21 protein-coding genes and 1 pseudogene are annotated in these 18,250 nt (G+C 74.3%); 9 read left to right on the top strand and 13 right to left on the bottom strand.

Annotation, left to right across the window (positions count from 1 at the left end):
* Positions 1–20 precede the first annotated feature (20 nt).
* The 5 genes from JD79_RS01450 to JD79_RS01470 all read right to left on the bottom strand — a co-directional run bounded on the left by JD79_RS01450 (position 21) and on the right by JD79_RS01470 (position 5,859).
* Positions 21–1,160 (bottom strand): ABC transporter ATP-binding protein, encoded by a 1,140-nt coding sequence (locus tag JD79_RS01450; protein ID WP_245899512.1) that lies wholly within the window; start codon positions 1,158–1,160, stop codon positions 21–23.
* Complete coding sequence (locus tag JD79_RS01455) at positions 1,144–2,205, bottom strand: ABC transporter ATP-binding protein (protein WP_110004100.1); 1,062 nt, start codon at positions 2,203–2,205, stop codon at positions 1,144–1,146. Before JD79_RS01455 ends, JD79_RS01450 begins: the two co-directional genes overlap by 17 nt.
* Positions 2,202–3,173: an ABC transporter permease gene (locus tag JD79_RS01460; protein WP_110004101.1), complete on the bottom strand. Its 972-nt coding sequence runs from the start codon at positions 3,171–3,173 to the stop codon at positions 2,202–2,204. The genes JD79_RS01455 and JD79_RS01460 overlap by 4 nt, the downstream gene beginning before the upstream one ends.
* Positions 3,166–4,089 (bottom strand): ABC transporter permease, encoded by a 924-nt coding sequence (locus JD79_RS01465; RefSeq protein WP_110004102.1) that lies wholly within the window; start codon positions 4,087–4,089, stop codon positions 3,166–3,168. Before JD79_RS01465 ends, JD79_RS01460 begins: the two co-directional genes overlap by 8 nt.
* 141 nt (positions 4,090–4,230) lie before the next feature.
* Complete coding sequence (locus JD79_RS01470) at positions 4,231–5,859, bottom strand: peptide ABC transporter substrate-binding protein (protein ID WP_211307817.1); 1,629 nt, start codon at positions 5,857–5,859, stop codon at positions 4,231–4,233.
* Positions 5,860–6,226: 367 nt separating this feature from the next.
* Between JD79_RS01470 and JD79_RS01475 the strand changes: the two genes are divergently transcribed.
* A complete protein-coding gene (locus JD79_RS01475; protein WP_110004103.1) occupies positions 6,227–6,397 on the top strand; it encodes a CsbD family protein in 171 nt (56 codons plus the stop codon).
* Positions 6,398–6,457: 60 nt separating this feature from the next.
* On the opposite strand, the gene JD79_RS01480 is transcribed toward JD79_RS01475, so the two are convergent.
* The gene (locus JD79_RS01480; RefSeq protein ID WP_110004104.1) at positions 6,458–7,216 is read right to left on the bottom strand and encodes a (deoxy)nucleoside triphosphate pyrophosphohydrolase; all 759 of its coding nucleotides are present in this window, start codon (positions 7,214–7,216) and stop codon (positions 6,458–6,460) included.
* Between the two features lie 133 nt (positions 7,217–7,349).
* On the opposite strand from JD79_RS01480, the gene JD79_RS01490 reads away from it, so the two are divergent.
* From JD79_RS01490 to JD79_RS01510, 5 genes are all read left to right on the top strand, one after another.
* On the top strand, positions 7,350–7,820 hold the full coding sequence (locus JD79_RS01490) for an RrF2 family transcriptional regulator (protein WP_110004105.1): 471 nt from the start codon (positions 7,350–7,352) through the stop codon (positions 7,818–7,820).
* A 230-nt stretch (positions 7,821–8,050) separates the two neighbouring features.
* Positions 8,051–9,721 (top strand): nitrite/sulfite reductase, encoded by a 1,671-nt coding sequence (locus tag JD79_RS01495; RefSeq protein ID WP_110004106.1) that lies wholly within the window; start codon positions 8,051–8,053, stop codon positions 9,719–9,721.
* Positions 9,709–9,879, top strand: a complete 171-nt coding sequence (locus JD79_RS01500; RefSeq protein WP_170149071.1) for an Insertion element protein — start codon at positions 9,709–9,711, stop codon at positions 9,877–9,879. Before JD79_RS01495 ends, JD79_RS01500 begins: the two co-directional genes overlap by 13 nt.
* Positions 9,880–9,884: 5 nt before the next feature.
* Positions 9,885–10,601 (top strand): phosphoadenylyl-sulfate reductase, encoded by a 717-nt coding sequence (locus JD79_RS01505; RefSeq protein WP_245899514.1) that lies wholly within the window; start codon positions 9,885–9,887, stop codon positions 10,599–10,601.
* 11 nt (positions 10,602–10,612) lie between these two features.
* Positions 10,613–10,903 carry a 4a-hydroxytetrahydrobiopterin dehydratase gene (locus JD79_RS01510; RefSeq protein ID WP_110004108.1) on the top strand — a complete coding sequence of 97 codons (291 nt, stop codon included), beginning with the start codon at positions 10,613–10,615 and terminating at the stop codon, positions 10,901–10,903.
* Here the strand turns inward: JD79_RS01510 and JD79_RS01515 are convergent.
* On the bottom strand, positions 10,900–11,292 hold the full coding sequence (locus JD79_RS01515; RefSeq protein ID WP_110004109.1) for a DUF3037 domain-containing protein: 393 nt from the start codon (positions 11,290–11,292) through the stop codon (positions 10,900–10,902). The two genes, JD79_RS01510 and JD79_RS01515, sit on opposite strands and share 4 nt — an antisense overlap.
* A gap of 172 nt (positions 11,293–11,464) precedes the next feature.
* A pseudogene (locus tag JD79_RS24375) lies at positions 11,465–12,073 on the bottom strand (HipA family kinase); the annotation flags it as partial.
* A gap of 105 nt (positions 12,074–12,178) precedes the next feature.
* Between JD79_RS24375 and JD79_RS01525 the strand changes: the two are divergent.
* Positions 12,179–12,727, top strand: coding sequence for a DUF1990 domain-containing protein (locus JD79_RS01525; protein WP_110004110.1), 549 nt, complete (start codon positions 12,179–12,181; stop codon positions 12,725–12,727).
* Positions 12,728–12,756: 29 nt separating this feature from the next.
* Positions 12,757–13,896: a serine hydrolase domain-containing protein gene (locus JD79_RS01530; RefSeq protein ID WP_211307818.1), complete on the top strand. Its 1,140-nt coding sequence runs from the start codon at positions 12,757–12,759 to the stop codon at positions 13,894–13,896.
* On the opposite strand, the gene JD79_RS01535 is transcribed toward JD79_RS01530, so the two are convergent.
* Genes JD79_RS01535 through JD79_RS01550 form a run of 4 tightly spaced genes read right to left on the bottom strand, consistent with a single transcriptional unit; the run spans position 13,893 to position 16,907 of the window.
* Positions 13,893–14,240 carry an iron chaperone gene (locus tag JD79_RS01535; protein ID WP_110004112.1) on the bottom strand — a complete coding sequence of 116 codons (348 nt, stop codon included), beginning with the start codon at positions 14,238–14,240 and terminating at the stop codon, positions 13,893–13,895. The genes JD79_RS01530 and JD79_RS01535 overlap by 4 nt on opposite strands.
* A 55-nt stretch (positions 14,241–14,295) precedes the next feature.
* On the bottom strand, positions 14,296–15,018 hold the full coding sequence (locus tag JD79_RS01540) for an ABC transporter permease (protein WP_146220359.1): 723 nt from the start codon (positions 15,016–15,018) through the stop codon (positions 14,296–14,298).
* A 5-nt stretch (positions 15,019–15,023) separates the two neighbouring features.
* Positions 15,024–15,926, bottom strand: a complete 903-nt coding sequence (locus tag JD79_RS01545; RefSeq protein ID WP_110004114.1) for an ATP-binding cassette domain-containing protein — start codon at positions 15,924–15,926, stop codon at positions 15,024–15,026.
* A gap of 54 nt (positions 15,927–15,980) precedes the next feature.
* Positions 15,981–16,907, bottom strand: coding sequence for a formate/nitrite transporter family protein (locus tag JD79_RS01550; RefSeq protein WP_110004115.1), 927 nt, complete (start codon positions 16,905–16,907; stop codon positions 15,981–15,983).
* Positions 16,908–16,979: 72 nt separating this feature from the next.
* Between JD79_RS01550 and JD79_RS01555 the strand changes: the two genes are divergently transcribed.
* Positions 16,980–17,681 (top strand): monooxygenase, encoded by a 702-nt coding sequence (locus JD79_RS01555; protein WP_110004116.1) that lies wholly within the window; start codon positions 16,980–16,982, stop codon positions 17,679–17,681.
* 1 nt (position 17,682) lies between these two features.
* Here the strand turns inward: JD79_RS01555 and JD79_RS01560 are convergent, their stop codons facing one another.
* Complete coding sequence (locus JD79_RS01560) at positions 17,683–18,213, bottom strand: GNAT family N-acetyltransferase (RefSeq protein WP_110004117.1); 531 nt, start codon at positions 18,211–18,213, stop codon at positions 17,683–17,685.
* Positions 18,214–18,250 lie beyond the last annotated feature (37 nt).

The following is an 18,250-nucleotide window of genomic DNA, read 5'->3' on the forward strand; positions in this document are numbered from 1 at the left end:
ACCGCGCCGTGGTCACGGGGCTACTCGGCGTCGACGGGGACGACCATCCGGGCCTCGGCGAAGTGGCAGGCCGAGGGGTGGCCCTGCCCGCGGTCGACGAGCGCCGGCGGGTCGGTGGCGCAGACGTCCTGCGCCTTCCAGCAGCGGGTGCGGAACCGGCAGCCCGAGGGCGGGTCGGCCGGGCTCGGCACGTCGCCCTGCAGCAGGATGCGGTCCTTCTGCCCCCGCAGGTGCGGCTCGTGCAGCGGCACCGACGACAGCAGCGCCTGGGTGTAGGGGTGCGACGGTGACGCGTAGACCTCGTCCGAGGTGCCCTCCTCGACGATGCTGCCGAGGTACATCACCGCGACCCGGTCGGAGATGTGGCGCACCACCGACAGGTCGTGGGCGATGAACAGGTAGGACAGGCCGAGCTCGTCCTGCAGGTCCTCGAGCAGGTTGACCACCTGGGCCTGCACCGAGACGTCGAGCGCCGACACCGGCTCGTCGCAGACGATGACCTCCGGCTGCAGCGCCAGGGCGCGGGCGATGCCGATGCGCTGCCGCTGGCCGCCGGAGAACTGGTGCGGGTAGCGGTTGACGTAGTCGGGGTTGAGGCCGACGCGGTCGAGCAGCTCCTGGGTGCGCTGGAGCCGGCCCTTCTTCGGGGCGACGTCGGCGTGCACCGACCAGCCCTCGGCGACGATGTCACCGACGGTCATCCGCGGGTTCAGCGACGCGTACGGGTCCTGGAAGATGATCTGGACCTCGCGCCGGTAGTCCTTGAGCGCGCGGCCGCCCATCCGGGCGACGTCGCGGCCCTTGAAGAAGATGGACCCCGCGGTCGGCTTCTCCAGGGCCACGATCAGCTTCGACACCGTCGACTTGCCGCAGCCGGACTCGCCGACCAGCCCGACGGTCTCGCCGCGGCGCAGGGTGAGGTCGACGCCGTCGACCGCGCGCACGTGACCGACGGTGCGCTTGAAGACGATGCCCTGGGTCAGCGGGAAGTGCTTCTGCAGCCCGCGGACCTCCAGCAGCGCCTCCCCCATCTCGCCCCGGGTACCGGTCGCCGCGGACCCGGACGTGAGCTTGGTCAGGGACGGCTGGGCCTGCGTGCCGGGGACGGCCTCCGGCAGGGACGACGCGGCGGTGGCGCCGTGCTCACTGGGCTGGGACACCCAGCACCTCCTCGCTGTAGTGGCACGCCGCCTCGCGGCCCGGGACGACCAGCCGCAGCGGCGGGACGTCGGTCGAGCACTCGCGGCCGGGCGCGGCCTCCGCGCCCAGCCGGCGCCGCGAGCAGCGCGGGTGGAACGGGCAGCCGCTCGGGATGCGCGCCAGGTTCGGCGGCTGGCCGACGATCGGCTGCAGCCGCCCGCCCTTGGCCTCGACCTGCGGCACCGAGCTCATGAGGCCGTCGGTGTAGGGGTGCGCCGGGCGGGTGAAGACGTCGTCGACGGTGCCCCGCTCGACGATCTCGCCGGCGTACATGACCGCGACGTTGTCGGCGACCTCGTTGACCACGCCGAGGTCGTGGGTGATGAGGATCAGCCCCATCCCCGTCTCCTCCTGCAGGTCCTTGAGCAGGTCCATGACCTGCGCCTGCACGGTGACGTCGAGGGCGGTGGTCGGCTCGTCGGCGATGAGGATCCGCGGGTCCAGCGCGATGGCCATCGCGATCATGACCCGCTGGCGCATGCCGCCGGAGAACTGGTGCGGGTAGTCGTCGACCCGGCGCGCGGCCGCCGGGATGCGCACCCGGTCCATGAGCTCGACGGCCCGCTTGCGCGCCTCCTTCTTGCCCATCCCGCGGTGCGCCCGGAACATCTCGCCGATCTGGAAGCCCACGCTGTACACGGGGTTCAGCGACGACAGGGCATCCTGGAAGATCATCGAGATGCCCGGGCCGCGGATCTTCCGCTGGTCCTCGGCCGACATCTCGAGCATGTTCCGGCCCTGGAACCAGATGCCGCCGCCGGTGATGACGGCCGGCGGGGTCTCCAGGATCCCCATGATCGCCTGGGCCGACACCGACTTGCCGGAGCCGGACTCGCCCAGGATGGCGAGGGTCTCCCGCGCCGCCAGGCTGTAGCTCACGCCGTTGACGGCGTGCACCGTGCCCGAGCGGGTGCGGAACTCCACGTGCAGGTCGTCGACCTCGAGCAGGGGCGCCCCCTGGTCGGTGAGATCCGCGGTCGGCTTGGTCAGGTCGAGGTTGGTCATGCGCGCTGCCTCGGGTCGAGGGCGTCGCGCAGGGCGTCACCCATCATCACGAACGCCATCACGGTCAGGGTCAGGATCAGGCTGGGGAACAGGACGAGGTGGGGGGCGCTGCGGATCGAGTCCTGGCCGGCCTCGATCTGCAGGCCCCAGGAGATCGCCGGCCGCTGCAGGCCCACGCCGAGGTAGGTCAGCGTCGCCTCGGCGGCGATGAGGACGCCGATGGTGATGGTCGCGTAGACCAGCACCGGCGCCACCGCGTTGGGCAGGATGTGCCGGACGAGGATGCGCTTGCTCGACGCGCCCATCGCCCGCGCCGCGGCCACGTAGTCGGAGCTCTTCACGGCGATGACCTGCGAGCGGACCAGCCGCATCGCCGTCATCCAGCCGAACAGCGCCAGGGCGATGGCGACCGCTCCCGGCCCCCGGCTGTTGATGATCGGGATGTCGGTCGAGGGCCCGACGCGCAGCAGCACCAGCGCACCGAGGATCAGCGGCAGCGCGTAGAAGATGTCGGCCAGCCGGGACAGGATCCCGTCGGTGATGCCGCCGTAGTAGCCGGCGATGGCCCCGACGGCGACGCCGAGCACCAGCACCACGAGCACCGCCGTGACGCCGATGATCAGCGAGCTGCGCGCCCCGTAGACGACGTTGGCCAGGTAGTCACAGCCCTGCTGGTCGTAGCCGAACCAGTGCTGGGCCGACGGCAGGGCCTTGGAGTTGGCCAGGTCGCAGGCCCGCGGGTCGACGCCGCGGGCGAACACCTGCGGGACGATCGCCATGAGGAGGAACAGCAGGCCGAGGACGGCGCCGATCCAGAACAGCGGGTTGCGCTTGAGCTCGCCCCAGGCGTCGCTCCAGAGGCTGTTCTGCCGGTCGCTGGTGACGTCGACCGACGGGCTCGCCAGACCGGTGGTGGTGCCGGCCTCGACCTCGTCCTTGCGCAGGTCCAACTGCTGCTGGTCAGTCATAGCGGATCCTCGGGTCCAGGACGGCGTAGAGCACGTCGACGACCAGGTTGAAGAAGATGAAGAAGAACACCATCAGGGTGACGATGCCGACGACGACGGCGCCTTCCTGGGCGCGCACCGAGTCGAAGACCTCCCGCCCGATGCCGGGCAGGTTGAAGACCGACTCGGTGACGATCGCCCCGCCGAGCAGCGCGCCGATGTCCGCGCCGATGAAGGTGACGACCGGGATCAGGCTGTTCCGCAGCGTGTGCCGGACGATGACCGTCCGGTTGGGCAGGCCCTTGGCCCGCGCGGTCCGGACGTAGTCCGCGCGCAGGTTCTCCGCGAGGCTGGTGCGGGTCAGCCGGGCGACGTAGGCCAGCGATCCGGAGGCGAGCACCAGGCCGGGGAGGATGTAGCCGTAGATGCCCTCGCGGGTGCCGGCGATGGGGAACCAGCCGAGCTTCAGGCCGAACAGCAGCTGGGTGATGAACGCCAGCACCAGGATCGGGATCGACACGACCAGCGTGGTGGAGACCAGCACCAGGTTGTCGAAGAAGCTGTTGCGCCGGATGCCGGCCAGCACGCCGGCGGTGAGCCCGATGACGGCCTCGATGACGATCGCGACGATCGTCAGCTCGACGGTGACCGGCAGGGTCCGCTCGATGGTCTCCAGGACCGGGCGGCCGCGGAAGTCGGTGCCGAGGTCGCCGGAGAACAGACCCTTCACGTACTCCCAGTACTGCACGTAGAGCGGGTCGTCGAGGTGGAACTGCTCGCGGAGCACCTCCACCACGGCGGGGGACAGGGGACGGTCGCCGCCGAGGGCGCGGATGGGGTCACCCGGCAGGGCGTAGACCATCGCGAAGATCAGGAAGGACGCGCCGATCAGAACCGGGATGGTGAGCAACAGGCGGCGCGCGACGTAGCGGCCCATGGTCCCCCTCGGGGTGCGGAGTGACGCCGGAGGCGGCACCGGTGTCCATCGTGCTCGTTCGGGTCCGCACGCGCCGCCGGGGGCGACTGTCCGAGTCGGACAGGCGCCCCCGGCGGGTGGTGCGGACCCTGCGGGGTGAGGTCAGCTGTTGACGGTGACCTCGGAGACGACGACCCGCTGGAACAGGTCCAGCCGGACGTTGCTGACGTTCTCGGTGTGCACCGACTGGATCTCGGTGAAGAACATCGGGGCCATCGGCATGGCCTCGTTGATGATGTCCTCCGCGGCCTGGTAGTCGGCGATGGCCTCGGCCTCGTCGGTGGCCTGGTCGCCCCGGGTGATCAGCTCCTGGACCTGGGGGTCGGTGTAGAAGCTGTAGTTCGAGCCCAGCGGGGGCAGGGCCGCCTCCGTGAAGAGCGGGGTCAGGTAGCTCTCCGCGGCCGGGTAGTCGAAGCTCCAGCCGTACCGGAACGGGCCGGTCCAGCCCTGCGCCTCGCCGAGGGGCAGGTACTCCGAGAAGTCCAGGTTGCCCTGGAGGACGTACTCGACGCCGAGGTTCTGGCGCAGCTGGTTGCCGACGGCCTCCATCCAGGCGTCGTGGCCGGCGCCGGCGTTGAACCACAGGTCGATGGGCTGGCTGCGGTCGAAGCCCGCGTCGTCGAGGAGCTGGTTGGCCCGGTCGACGTCGAGCTCGCAGTAGGTGCAGCTGCCCTCGCGGTAGCCGTCGACGACCGGCGCGACGAAGGAGTCGGCCGGCGCACGGGTGCCGGAGAAGATGGCCTGCGAGATCGCGTCACGGTCGACGGCCATCGAGATCGCCTGGCGGACCCGCGGGTCGGCGAAGCGCTCGTCGTAGGTCGGGAAGCCGAGGTAGGTGATCTGCGAGGACTCGGTGCGGATGAAGCCCTCGCCGAACTCGCTCTCCGCCGACTCGATGACGTCGGGCGGGATGACGTCGATGATGTCGACGTTGCCGGCCTGCGCGTCGTTGTAGGCGGTGTTGACGTCGGCGTAGACGCGGAACTCGACCGAGTCGGCCTGGGCCTTGTCGTCGCCGGCGTAGTCGTCGTAGCGGGTCAGCGTGATGCCCTCACCCGGGACGAAGTCCTCCTCGGCCTGGAAGGGGCCGTTGCCGATCGGCCGGGTGCCGAAGGCCGCCGGGTCGTCGTAGAAGGACTCGGGCAGCGGGTAGAAGCTGTTGTAGCCGACGACGGCCGGGAACAGCGCGAACGGCTGCGACAGCTGGACCGTGAAGGTCGTGTCGTCGACGACGGCCAGGCCCGAGAGCTCGGTGGCCGCGCCGTCCTGCAGCTCCTGGAAGCCGGCGATGCGCGAGAGGTAGGAGCCCGCGTCCTGGGCGTTCTGCGGGTTGGCGGTGTAGTTCCAGGCCCGCACGAAGGACTCGGCGTTGACGGGGGTGCCGTCGTGGAACGTCCAGCCGTCCTTGAGGGTGATCGTCCAGTTCTGGTTGTCGTCGGACTCGATCGACTCCGCGACGCCGCTGAAGTCGACCTCGCCCTCCTCGGTGTACTTCACGAGGCCGGTCCACAGGGCGTTGACGACCTGGTCACCCTCGGACTCGGTGGTGTCACCGGGGACGAGCGGGTTCTCGGGCTCGCCGATGTACATGCTGAAGGTGCCGCCACCCTCGCCGCTGCCGCCGCCGGAACCCCCGGACCCGCTGTCGTCGCCGCCGCCACAGGCGGACAGCAGCAGCGCACCGGACAGGCCGGCCGCCAGGAGCGCCGACCGGCGCTTGCTCAACTTCACGTGCGATGCCTCCCTCGTCCCGCGTCTGCGGGGGGAACGGACTGGTCTGCGTGCCGGGACACTGCGCACCCGGGCGTGGTGGCCGGGCGCCGGCGTCCTCCGGGTGAACTCCACGGAACGGACCCGGTACGCCGTGGCGACACTAGGCACCCCTGGCGGAGACCGTCCACGTCCGCAACCGATTTGTGACCGAGGCTCAGGATCGCCGCTCCCGTGCCACAACAGCGACGGTCGACCGAGCCGCGGACCGCACGTGTTGCGGTCCGCAGTTCTCCACCCCGGAGGACTTCCGCCACGTGGGGGACCCGGGTGTAGGCACCCTACGCCCGGGTAACCGGCTGGGAGCCACGAGGGAGAGGAGCTCACCATGAGCGGCATCGACAAGCTGCAGAACAAGGCCCAGGAGCTGGCGGGCGAGGGCAAGGAGCGCGTCGGCGAGGCCACCGGTGACCGCGAGCTGCAGGCCGAGGGCGCCAACGACAAGGCCGCCGGCAACCTCAAGCAGGCCGGCGAGAAGGTCAAGGACGTCTTCAAGTAGAGGTCCTGCCCCGTCCCGCCACGGGCGCCGTCCCCTCCGGGAACGGCGCCCGTGGCGCGTCTAGGGCGCGAGCAGCGCCCGGACCGCGGGGAGCAGCGGACGGTCGGCCGCGATCCAGTCCAGGCCCTCGAGGTCGCCGGCGCACACCCACCGCAGCTCCCGGTGCTCGCGGGCCACCGGCTCACCGGCGGCCAGCCGCGCCGACCACACGCGCAGGGTCGAGGTCCCCGGCACGCCGCCGGCCACGGAGCCGTCCAGCAGGACCTCGCCGAGGAAGTCCTTCGGCGCGACGACGACCCCGAGCTCCTCGGCGCACTCGCGCACCAGCGCGCCGAGGTGGTCCTCCCCCGGCTCGACCTTGCCGCCGGGGAACTCCCACAGGCCGGCCAGCGGCCCGGACCCGCGCTGGGCGACCAGCACACGGTCCCCCCGGACGACGGCGGCCCCCACCACCTGGACGACGTCGAGGGCACGCACCGCTGCCGCTGCGGCGTAGCCGTCGAGGTGCCGGCACATGGCGCGCCGGACCCTCCGACGCAGGACCGTCCGGTCGACCAGGCGGCCGAGGACGCCCGGCAGCCCGGTCTCCCAGGCCACCTGCTCCTCGACGACGGTGCCGGCGCCGCTCGCCGTGAACCGCCGCTCGTGGGTCAGCCGCCGCCAGCCGCGGTGGGGTCCGGCGGCGTACAGGTCGCGCACCGGACGGACCGAGTCGACCTCCTCCAGCGGGAACGGCCAGGGGCGGCCGAGGGCCCGCGCGACGTCGAACGCCACGGTCAGCGGCGCCGCCACGACGGTGGTGAAGCGCAGCCGGTACACGGCGTCACCCTCGCAGACCGGGCAGGATGGGCCCCTGCAGGCCTCGGCAGTGGAGCCGGAGCAGGCCTCGGCAGTGGAGCCGGAGCAGGCCTCGGCACCGGAGCCCGGGTAGGCCTCGGCAGGAGGGATCACCGTGCGCATCACCGCCCGGGTCGACTACGCCGTCCGCGCGGCCGTGGAGCTGGCCGCGGCGGCGCCGGGTGCCCTGACCTGCGACCGCATCGCCACCAACCAGGGCCTGCCCTCGCGCTTCCTGCAGGGGATCCTCGGTGACCTGCAACACGCCCGGCTGGTCACCAGCCAGCGGGGCCGGGAGGGTGGTTACCGCCTCGCGCTGCCGCCGTCGGAGATCTCGATCGCCCGGGTCATGCGGGTGGAGCAGGGTTTCCTCGCCGAGGTGCACGGCCAGCGCCCCGAGGACGTGAGCTACCCCGGCGCCGCGGAGGAGCTGGCCAGCGTCTGGGTCGCCGCCCGTGCGGCGTACCGGCGCGTGCTCGAGGAGGTGACCCTCGCCGACGTCGTCGCCGGGAAGCTGCCGGGTCACGTCGCCGAGCTCGCCGCCGTCGAGGGCGCGTGGCGGTCCTTCGGCGACGAGCCCTCCTGAGCGCACACCGGCTCCCGCCCCGCGTGTGAGACCATCGGAGGCGTGACGGATCGCGGCAGCCTGCTCGTCGCGCGTCTGCACATCGACCTGGCCCTCGTCAGCAGCGCCGTCTGTCGCGCCGCGCGCTGACCACCAGTCCTCCCCCGCGGCCCCGGGCCGCGACCCGACCTGGCAGCGCCCTCCCGCCGGGTGTGCGAGCCCGGCGGGGACGGCGCAGGAAGTAGTGCACCGTGTCCGCTCCTCCCCGTTCCAGCCGGCCCGTCCGCGGCCAGGGCCAGTGGGCGCTCGGCTATCGGGAGCCGCTCAACCCGAACGAGCGGATGAAGAAGGACTCCGACGGGCTCGAGGTCCGTCAGCGCATCCTCGACATCTACTCGAAGACCGGCTTCGACGGCATCGACCCGGGTGACCTGCGCGGCCGCATGCGCTGGATGGGCCTCTACACCCAGCGCGCCCAGGGCATCCCCGGCGGCAAGACCGCCGTGCTGGAACCGGAGGAGCTCGAGGACTCCTTCTTCATGATGCGGGCCCGCATCGACGGCGGGCAGCTGACCAGCGAGGCCCTGCGGGTCCTCGGCGGCATCAGCACCGAGTTCGGCCGGGACGTCGCCGACGTCACCGACCGGCAGAACGTCCAGTACCACTGGATCCGCATCGAGGACGTGCCCGAGATCTGGCGGCGCCTGGAGTCGGTCGGCCTGAGCACGATGGAGGCGTGCGGTGACGTGCCGCGCGTGATGCTCGGCTGCCCGCTCGCCGGGGTCCTCGAGGACGAGGTCCTCGACGCCACCGACGTCATCGCCGAGACGGTCGAGAAGTACGTCGGCAACCCCGAGTTCAGCAACCTGCCGCGCAAGTGGAAGACGTCGATGTCCGGCTGCGTCGACCACTGCACCGAGCCGGAGATCGACGACGTCTCCTTCGTCGGTGTCGTGAACGAGGCGGGCGAGGCCGGCTACGACCTGTGGGTGGGCGGCGGCCTGTCGACCAACCCGATGTTCGCCCAGCGCATCGGCGTCTTCGTCCGGCCCGACCAGGTCACCGACGTGTGGGCGGCCTGCACCGCGATCTTCCGCGACTACGGCTACCGCCGGCAGCGCAACCGCGCCCGGATCAAGTTCCTCATGGCCGACTGGGGCCCGGAGAGGTTCCGGCAGGTCCTGCAGGACGAGTACCTGCACGAGGCGCTGCCCGACGGCCCGGCGCCCGCCCCGGCGAAGCACGACCAGCGCGACCACGTCGGCGTCGCGCGGCAGAAGGACGGGCGCAACGCCGTCGGCTTCGCGCTGCGCACCGGCCGGATCAGCGGCTCGCTGCTGACCACGATCGCCGACCTCGCCGACGAGTACGGCGAGGGGCGGATCCGGACCACGACCCAGCAGAAGCTGGTGATCCTCGACGTGCCGGACGAGAAGGTCGAGGACCTCGTCGCGGCCCTGGCCGAGCACGACCTCCAGGTCCGCCCGAGCGCGTTCCGCCGCGGGACCATGGCCTGCACCGGCCTGGAGTTCTGCAAGCTCGCGATCGTCGAGACCAAGCAGCACGCCCAGGACCTGTACGCCGAGCTGGAGAAGCGGCTGCCGGACTTCGACACCCCCATCGGCATCAACGTCAACGGCTGCCCGAACAGCTGCGCCCGGTTCCAGACCGCCGACATCGGCTTCAAGGGCTCGATGGTCCGCGACGACAACGGCGAGATGGTCGAGGGCTTCCAGGTGCACCTGGGCGGGCACCTCGGCGTGGAGGCCACCTTCGGCCGCAAGTTCCGCGGCCACAAGGTGACCAAGGCCGAGACCGCCGACTACTGCGAGCGGCTGCTGCGCGGGTTCCTCGAGCGGCGCACGCCCGGCGAGTCCTTCGCCCACTACGTCTCCCGTGCCGAGGAGGCATGGCTGCTGTGAGCGAGGAGCCGACGCCGGGAAGGACCCGGCAGCTGCCGGTGTTCCACTGCCCGTACTGCGGCGACGAGGAGCTCACCCCGCACGAGGAGGGGTGGCGCTGCGGCGCCTGCCTGCGGGCCTTCTCGGTCCGCCTGATCGCGACGGGGGTGCAGGAGTGACGGCCGTGGAGGAGATCAGGCCCATCGCGCCGACGCCGGAGCTCGCGGCCGACGCCGACGCCCGCTTCGAGGGCATCGCCGACCCCGTCGAGCAGGCGCTCGCCGTGCTGCGCTGGGCCGGCGAGACCTTCGGCGACGACTTCGCCGTCACCTCCTCGATGGCCGACGGGCTGCTCGCGCACCTCGCCTCGCGCGCGGTCCCCGGCGTCCACGTGGTCTTCCTCGACACCGGCTACCACTTCGCCGAGACGATCGGCACGCGCGACTGGATCACCAGCGTCCTGCCCATCACCCTCGTGAACGTGACGCCGCCGCGGACGGTCGCCGAGCAGGACGCCGAGCACGGCCCGGCGCTGCACGACCGCGACCCGGACCTGTGCTGCTCGCTGCGCAAGGTGCAGCCCCTGGCCGCCGCGCTGGCCGGCTACGCCGCCTGGGGCTCGGGCGTGCGCCGAGACGAGGCGGCCACGCGTGCGGGCACGCGGGTCGTCGACTGGGACGCCAAGCGCGGGATGGTCAAGGTCAACCCGCTGGCGGCCTGGACGCAGGACGACGTCGACGCCTACATCGCCGAGCACCAGGTGCCGGTCAACCCGCTGCAGGAGATCGGCTACGCCTCGATCGGCTGCGCGCCGTGCACCCGCCCGGTCGCGCCCGGCGAGGACCCGCGCGCGGGACGCTGGGCCGGCCGCGGCAAGACCGAGTGCGGCCTGCACCTCTAGGAGCGCCCGACGTGCCCCGGCCGCCGCGCCTGTCCCCCGGCGAGGTCGCGGCGGGCCTGCGCGCGCTGCCGCTGTGGTCCGGCGACGTGACGGGCCTGCACCGGACGGTCCAGCTGACCTCGTTCCGGGCCGCGGTGGCAGGCATCGTCGCGATCGCCGACGTCGCCGAGGAGATGGACCACCACCCCGACGTCGACCTGCGCTGGCGGACCCTGCACCTGACGCTGGTCAGCCACTCCGAGGGCGGCGTGAGCGCCCTCGACCTCGAGCTCGGCCGCCGGATCGACGAGCTCCTCCCCTAGTCCTCGACCGGCAGGACCAGCAGGCGGAGCAGGCGGTCGGCCTCGGCGTCGGGGTCCTCGGTGAGGCCGGTGTGCACCGGGCCGGGCTGCACGACCGTGCTGCGCGGCGCGGTGAGCCAGCGGAACCGCGAGCCCAGCGCCTCCCGCCCGGCGGCGCCGGCCGCGGGGTCGGCGGCGCACACGTCGGCGGCGGCCTGCAGGGCGCGGGCGATGGCGTCGGGGTCGGCGGTCGGGTCCAGCGCCCGCAGCCGGGCGACGTCGAGGTGCACGCGGCTGCCGAGGTAGTCGCGCTGCCGGCAGTAGACGAGGACGCCGGCGTTGAGCGCCTCGCCCCGCTCCACCCGCGGCACCACCCGCAGGACGGCGTACTCGAACGTCTCCCGGCTCACCGCTGGCGCACCCCCTCGGGCGGGGGCGGGCCGAGCCAGGCCGGCCGGTTCTCCCCGCGCGGCGCCCGGCGGCGGCCACCCCGGCGGCGGCCGCGGCCACCACGCCGGGCAGCCAGGCGTCGCGGGCGGCCAGGCGGGCCAGCAGCTGGGCGACGTAGCGCTCGCGGACGGCGGACGGCGGCTCGTGGGGCTCGGGTCCCTCGAGCCACGCGTCGGGCACCTGCGCCAGCACCCGCTCCAGCAGCGGCCGGGTGACCCGCGGCGCGAGGTCGGCGTCGGCGGCCCCCAGGTCGGGCCCGCACTCGAGCAGGGCGTGCTGCGCGGCGTCGTAGGGACGCGCGACGGCGGCCGGCGCACCGGGCCAGTGGTGGTGGAACGTCAGCGCGGCGCCGTGGTCGATGAGCTGCAGCCGGCCGTGCCAGAACAGCATGTTGGGGTTGCGCCAGGACCGGTCGACGTTGCCCACGAGCGCGTCGAACCACAGCACCCGGCCGGCCAGCTCCGCCTCGACCCCGCCCACGCCGGCCTCGAAGTCCAGCGCGCCGGGCAGGTAGTCCAGCCCGAGGTTGCGCCCCGCCGAGCGCTGCAGCAGCTCCTGCACCTCCGGGTCGGGCTCGCCGACGGCCAGCTCCGGCACGACGTCGACGGTGACCAGCGCGGGCACCGGCAGTGCGAGCGCCCGGGCCAGCTCGCCGCACACGACCTCGGCCACCAGCACCCGCACGCCCTGCCCGGCCGCCCGCCACTTGACCACGTAGGTCCCGAGGTCGTCGGCCTCCATGAGCCCCGGCAGCGAGCCGCCCTCGCGCAGCGGGGTGACGTAGCGGGTGGCGGTGACGGCGGGCAGCACAGTGCCGGACAACCTACGCCGGTCCAGACTGGACCCATGGGCCTGTTCCGGGCCGTGTCCCCCGCCGACCTGCGGAACACGCCGCTCACCTACGCCGAGGTCGGTGCCACGCGCGCCGCCGAGCTCCCGGCCGGCTACCTGCCCGGCGAGTGGACCGAGGTCGTCGGCAGCGGGCGGGAGACGTTCGAGCGCGTCGCCGCTGCCCTCCTCGCCTGGGCACCGCAGCGCGGCGTCGGCCTGCGCGTGCGGGCCACCGGACCGGCGGGCGAGGTCGGCACGGTCGTCGTCCTCACCGCCGGGCTGCCGCGGCTGGGCTACGACGTCCCCTGCCGCGTCGTGTGGGCGTCCACGACCGGCGACGAGCGCGGCTTCGCCTACGGCACGCTGCCCGGGCACCCGGAGAGCGGCGAGGAGTGCTTCACGGTGCGGCTCACCGACAGCGGCGACGTCGTCGTCACCATCCGGGTGTTCTCCCGGCTTGCCACGCCGGCCGCGCGTGCCGTGCCCCCGGTGAGCCGGGCCGTGCAGGGCCTGGCGACCCGCCGGTACCTGTCCGCGCTGCGCCGGGCCGCCCGCCACCGATGAACGCGGGCTCCCGCGCCGGTCGACAGGACGTGGGACTGGCCGAGGAGATCGAGCGGGTGGTGGCCGGCGCGGTGGCGGCCGGGGCGGTGCCGGGCGCCGCGTGGCTGGTGCGGCGCGGGGACGAGGTGGCCCGGGGCGCGGCGGGCACGCACACCCCCGGCGGCGGGGACCCGGTGCGGCCCGACACCGTCTTCCGCATCGCCTCGGTCACCAAGCCCGTGGTGGCCACGGCCGCGCTCACCCTCGTCGACGACGGCACGCTGGCCCTCGACGAGCCCGTGGACCGGCTGCTCCCCGAGCTGGCCGGACGCGTGGTGCTGGCCGACCCCGCCGACGCGGGCGCCGGGACCGTCCCCGCCCGGCGGCCGATCACCGTCCGCGACGTCCTCACGTTCCGGCTCGGGCTCGGCATCGACTTCACGGCGCCCTGGCCCACGCCGACCGTGAGGGCACTGGGCGAGACCGGGCTGCCCACCGGGCCGCCGCAACCGCAGGCCGCTCCCCCGCCCGACGAGTGGCTGCGCCGGGTGGCCGGCGTGCCGCTGGCGTACCAGCCCGGCGAGCGCTGGCTCTACCACCTGGGTGCCAGCGTGCTCGGCGTCCTCGTGGCCCGCGCCGCCGGCCGGCCGCTGCCCGAGGTGCTCGCCGAGCGGGTGCTCGTCCCGCTCGGGATGGCCGACACCGGCTTCGGCGTGCCCGCGGCCGCGCGCGACCGCCTCGGACCGCACTGGACACCGCCGGGAGAGGACGGCGCCCGCGACCTCTACGACGCCGCCGACGGCCAGTGGGCGACCCCGCCGGCCTTCCCCGACGGCGGGGACGGGCTGGTGTCCACCGTCGACGACCTCGCCGTCCTCGCGCGGGTGCTGCTGGCCGGCGGGGAGCCGGTGCTCCGCGAGGACACCGTCCGGGCGATGCTCGCCGAGCAGGCCGGCCCGGTCGACGACGAGGGCGGCGGGTGGGGCCTCGGCCTCGGCGTGCGCCGCACCGACGAGCCCGGGGGGCGGCACGCCGGCTCCTTCGGCTGGGACGGCGGCCTCGGCAGCACCTGGTGGACCGACCCGGTCACCGGCACCACCGCGGTGCTGCTCACCAACCAGATGTGGTCCTCCCCCGCACCGCCGGAGGTGTTCGACGCGTTCCGCGCGGCCGCCTTCGGCCCGCGCTAGCCGCGCCGGGCCGCGACCGCCGCGGCCACTCGCTCGACGAGGTCCTCGGGCACCGGGCGGCGGTAGGGCAGGTGGACGGCGTCCTTGCCCGAGCGGTGCGGCGCGACCTCGGCCTCCAGGTCCCCGTCGAACACGGGCACCGGGTAGAGCGCCGCGTGCCGCTTCCAGGCGGCGTAGTGCAGGCCGTAGCGGCTGCCGAGCATCGCGGCCGGCATGCCGTAGCGGATAGTCTCGGTGGCGCCGGGCATGCCGCGCAGGACGGCCGCGCGCACCTGCTCGAGCGCCGTCCGCGCCTCCTCGGGCAGGGCGGCGAGGTACTCCTCGACGGTGGTCGGGACGGGCATCGCGGGCTCCTCGGGGTCGGCGCCGGGGATGCTGCCCGATCGTCGGCGGCGCGGGCTAGACGTCGCGGCGCTCGAGCAGGCCGGCGCCGAGCGTCCAGGCGACGGCCGCCCAGGCCAGGGCCACCCCCAGCCCGACCGGCCAGGTGGTCGGGACGGCGAGGAAGGCGTCCTCACCCACCCGCAGCGCCGGGAGCGCCTGCGACAGCCGGGAGGCGGTCCCCCCACCGGCCAGCGCGAGCGCCGGCGGGCCGACGAACACCAGCCCGAGCCCGAGCCCGACGGCTCCGGCGGTCGAGCGCAGCACGGCGCCGAGCCCGGCGGCGAGCACCGTGACCAGCGCGGCCCCGGCCACCTGCAGCCCCGCGGCGCGCAGCACGGCGGGGTCGCCGGCCGGCACCCCGCCGGGCACCGCCACCAGCGTCCGGGCGGCCAGCACGCACACCGCCGCCAGCAGCGCGGTCAGCAGCGCCGCCCAGACCGTGACGACGGCCGTCTTGGCGACGAGCAGCCGCGTGCGCCGGGGCACGGCCGCCAGCGACGCCAGCGCCATCGGGCCGCCGAGGTCACCGGTCACCGCGAGCACGCCCAGCACGACGAGCACCACCTGGCCGAAGGCGAAGCCGATCAGGGCCACCCCGACGGCGGCCTCCGGACCCGGTGCCGACGGCGTCGTGGCGGCGGCCAGCCAGCCGAACGCGCCCACGACGAGCAGGTAGAGGGCGCTGCACCACCACGTCGAGCGCAGTGTCCGCAGCTTGGTCCACTCGCTGCGCAGCACCCCGCTCACGCCACGCCCGCCCGGTACTCGACGTCGTCCCCGGTCAGCTCCAGGTAGGCGGCCTCCAGGGAGGCGAGCACCGGGGACAGCTCGTGCACCGGCACCCCGGCGGCGAAGGCGACGTCGCCCACGGCGGCCGGGTCCAGCCCCTCGACCCGCAGCGCGCCGTCGGCCTCGAGCGACACCCCGGCCCCCGCCCGCTGCAGCGCGGCGCCCAGCAGCGGCAGCCGCGGGCTGCGCACCCGCACCGAGGCGTGCCGGCCGAGCAGGTCGGCCATCGCGACGTCGGCGAGCAGCCGGCCCCGGCCGAGCACCACCAGGTGGTCGGCGGTGTCCTCCATCTCGCTCATCAGGTGGCTCGACACCAGCACCGTGCGGCCCTCGTCGGCCAGGCCGCGCAGCAGCCCGCGCACCCACCGGATGCCCTCGGGGTCCAGGCCGTTGACCGGCTCGTCGAGCAGCAGCACCTCGGGGTCGCCGAGCAGCGCCACGGCGATCCCCAGCCGCTGGGCCATGCCGAGGGAGAAGCCGCGCACCCGCTCGTGCGCCACCGCGCCGAGGCCGACCAGATCGACCACCTCGTCGACCCGGTACGCGGGCAGCCGGTTGCTCTGCGCCAGCGCGGTGAGGTGGGCGTGCGCGGTGCGCCCGGGATGGCGTGCCCGCGGGTCGACCAGGGCACCGACCCGCCGCATCGGGACGTCGAGGTCGCGGTAGGGCACGCCGAGGACCGTCGCCGTCCCGGCGGTGGGCCGGGTCAGCCCGAGCACGCAGCGCATCGTCGTCGTCTTGCCCGAGCCGTTGGGACCGAGGAAGCCGGTCACCCGGCCCGGGTGGACGGTGAAGGATACGTCGTCGACGGCGACCCGTGTGCGGTAGTGCTTGGTCAGCCCGTCGACCCCGATCACGCCGACAGTGTGGCGAGGACGGCGCCGGTCGCCCGGCAGGCGGGCCGGGACGGGTCAGATCCCGGGCTCGTCCGTCGGCCGGTCGCTGCGTGCCCCGGGGTCGTGCCGCCGGTCGTCACCCACCGGCACGCCGGCCGCGGGCTCCTCCCGCTCGCGCTGGACGGTGTGCGGCGACTGGAGGACCCGTAGCAGCGTGACGAGCAGGACCCCGCCCACGATGTTCCCGGCCGCCGCCAGTCCCGCGGTCTGGGCCCACTCCAGGTACCCGAACGGCGCGCGGCCGGTGTGCAGCGCGGCGAACATCAGCAGCGAGTTGACGACGGCGTGGTTGAGCTGGGCGCCGGCGAGGAGGAAGCCGCCGGTGACCGCGGGGACCAGCCGCAGCCCCGCCGACTCGGTCGTGTGCTGCATCCAGGTCATCAGGGTGATGACGGTCCCGCCGAGGACGGCCAGGGAGAACGCGGTCACGCCCAGCCCGAGCTGCACGTAGTGGTGCCCCGCCTTGACGGCCGTGTCGGCGAACTGCGGGAACCCCTTCATGACCAGGTAGGTGAACAGCCAGCCGCCGACCAGGTTGGCGGCCAGCGTGCCCGCCCACAGCCGCAGCAGCATCCGGAACCGCGCCTGCCGGGCGATGACCGTGGTGACGGGGACGAGGAAGTCCTCGGTGAACAGCTCGCTGCGCGCCAGGCTCAGCGCGATGAAGCCGATGCTGAAGGCCAGGCCGGCGAGCACGACGCTGCCCGTCTCATGCTCGACGAACAGCAGGGCGAGCACACCGGTGCCGACGTCGATGCCCCCGAGCACGCCCGTGGCGAGCAGCGGCCAGGTCTTCCGCGAGATGCGGCGCCGTCCCTCGTCGATAGCCCGGGTGAGCGTCTCCTCGACGGGCTTCTCGGCCACCTCCGGGTCCCGGGCCGGGTCCGAGCCCACCCCGGGGCGGGTCCAGCCGTCGCCGTCCCCGTCATCCACCGGTGGCATGCGCGCCGCTTACCCGCACCCCGGTCCGTCAACCGAGCCGAGGTCGTCGCACGCGGCGTGGAGGATGGGCCCGTGACCCCGCAGCCTCTGGTGACCCTGCACCTGTGGGGCGTCCCCCGTCGCGCGGTGCCGCGGGCGGCGCTGCGGATGGCCTCGGTCCGCCCGGCGCTGGGCCGGCTGCCCGGGCTGCGGTTCGCCAAGCTGCTGGGCACCGGCGACGGGCGGACCTTCACCGTCCGCGACGCCGACCCGCGCCGCTGGGGCCTGCTCGCCGTCTGGGACGACGACGCCGCCGCGGACGCGCTCGACGGCTCCCCCGTCGCCGCGAGCTGGCGGCGCATCGCCGACGAGGAGTGGTCGGCGCGGCTGCGCCCGCTCGCCGCCCGCGGCCGGTGGTCGGGGCGCGAGCCGTTCGGCGCCCCGCGGCCGCAGCGCTGGGACGGGCCGGTGGCCGCGGTGACCCGGGCGCGGCTGGTGCTGCGGCGGGCGGCCCGGTTCTGGTCGGCGGTGCCGCCGGTGTCGGCCGACCTGCACGAGGCGCCGGGCCTGCGGATGGCCCTCGGCATCGGCGAGGCACCGCTGGGCCTGCAGGGGACCTTCAGCGTCTGGGACTCCTCGGCGTCGCTCAACGCCTTCGCCTACGACCGGGCGCCGCACGCCGCCGTCGTCACGCGGACCGCCCGGGAGGGCTGGTACGCCGAGGAGCTGTTCGCCCGCCTCGCGGTGCTCTCCAGCCGCGGCACGCTCGACGGGACCGACCCCGCCGCCGGCTGACTCAGAGCCGCACGAACAGGTGGACCTCCTCGCGGTCGTCCCCCGGGGCCACCCGGATGGCGCCGGGCATCCGTCCGAACTCCCGGTAGCCCAGGCCCGCGTAGAACCCCTCGAGGCCGTAGCCGCCGCGCACCGTGAGGTGCAGCATCTCCAGCCCGAGGTCCCGCGCGGCGTCGTGCACGCCGGTCATCAGCGCCCGGCCCAGGCCCTGCCCCTGCCGCGCGGGGTGGACCTGCACCCGCAACACCGTGGCCCAGTGCCGGCGCAGCGGGCTGACCGACAGCGACAGCACCGCCCAGCCGGCCAGCTCGCCGTCGACCCGGAGCACCACCACCCGCTCGCGGCCCTGCGCCACCCGCGTGAGCAGGGCGTCGAGCGCGGGGGCGACGTCGTCCGCGGTCACCGGCGGCACGAAGCCGACGGCGCCCCCGGCGTTGCTGACGTCGGTCCAGCAGGCCAGCAGCGCCGCGCGCAGCTCCGGGTCGACGTCCTCGAGCGCGGTCGCGACGGCGGACGGGACGGCAGACGTCATGACGTCGATTCTCGTCCGCGGCCCCGGTCCCGGACCG

It is taken from the genome of Geodermatophilus normandii (genome assembly GCF_003182485.1).
Taxonomy (GTDB): Bacteria; Actinomycetota; Actinomycetes; order Mycobacteriales; family Geodermatophilaceae; genus Geodermatophilus; species Geodermatophilus normandii.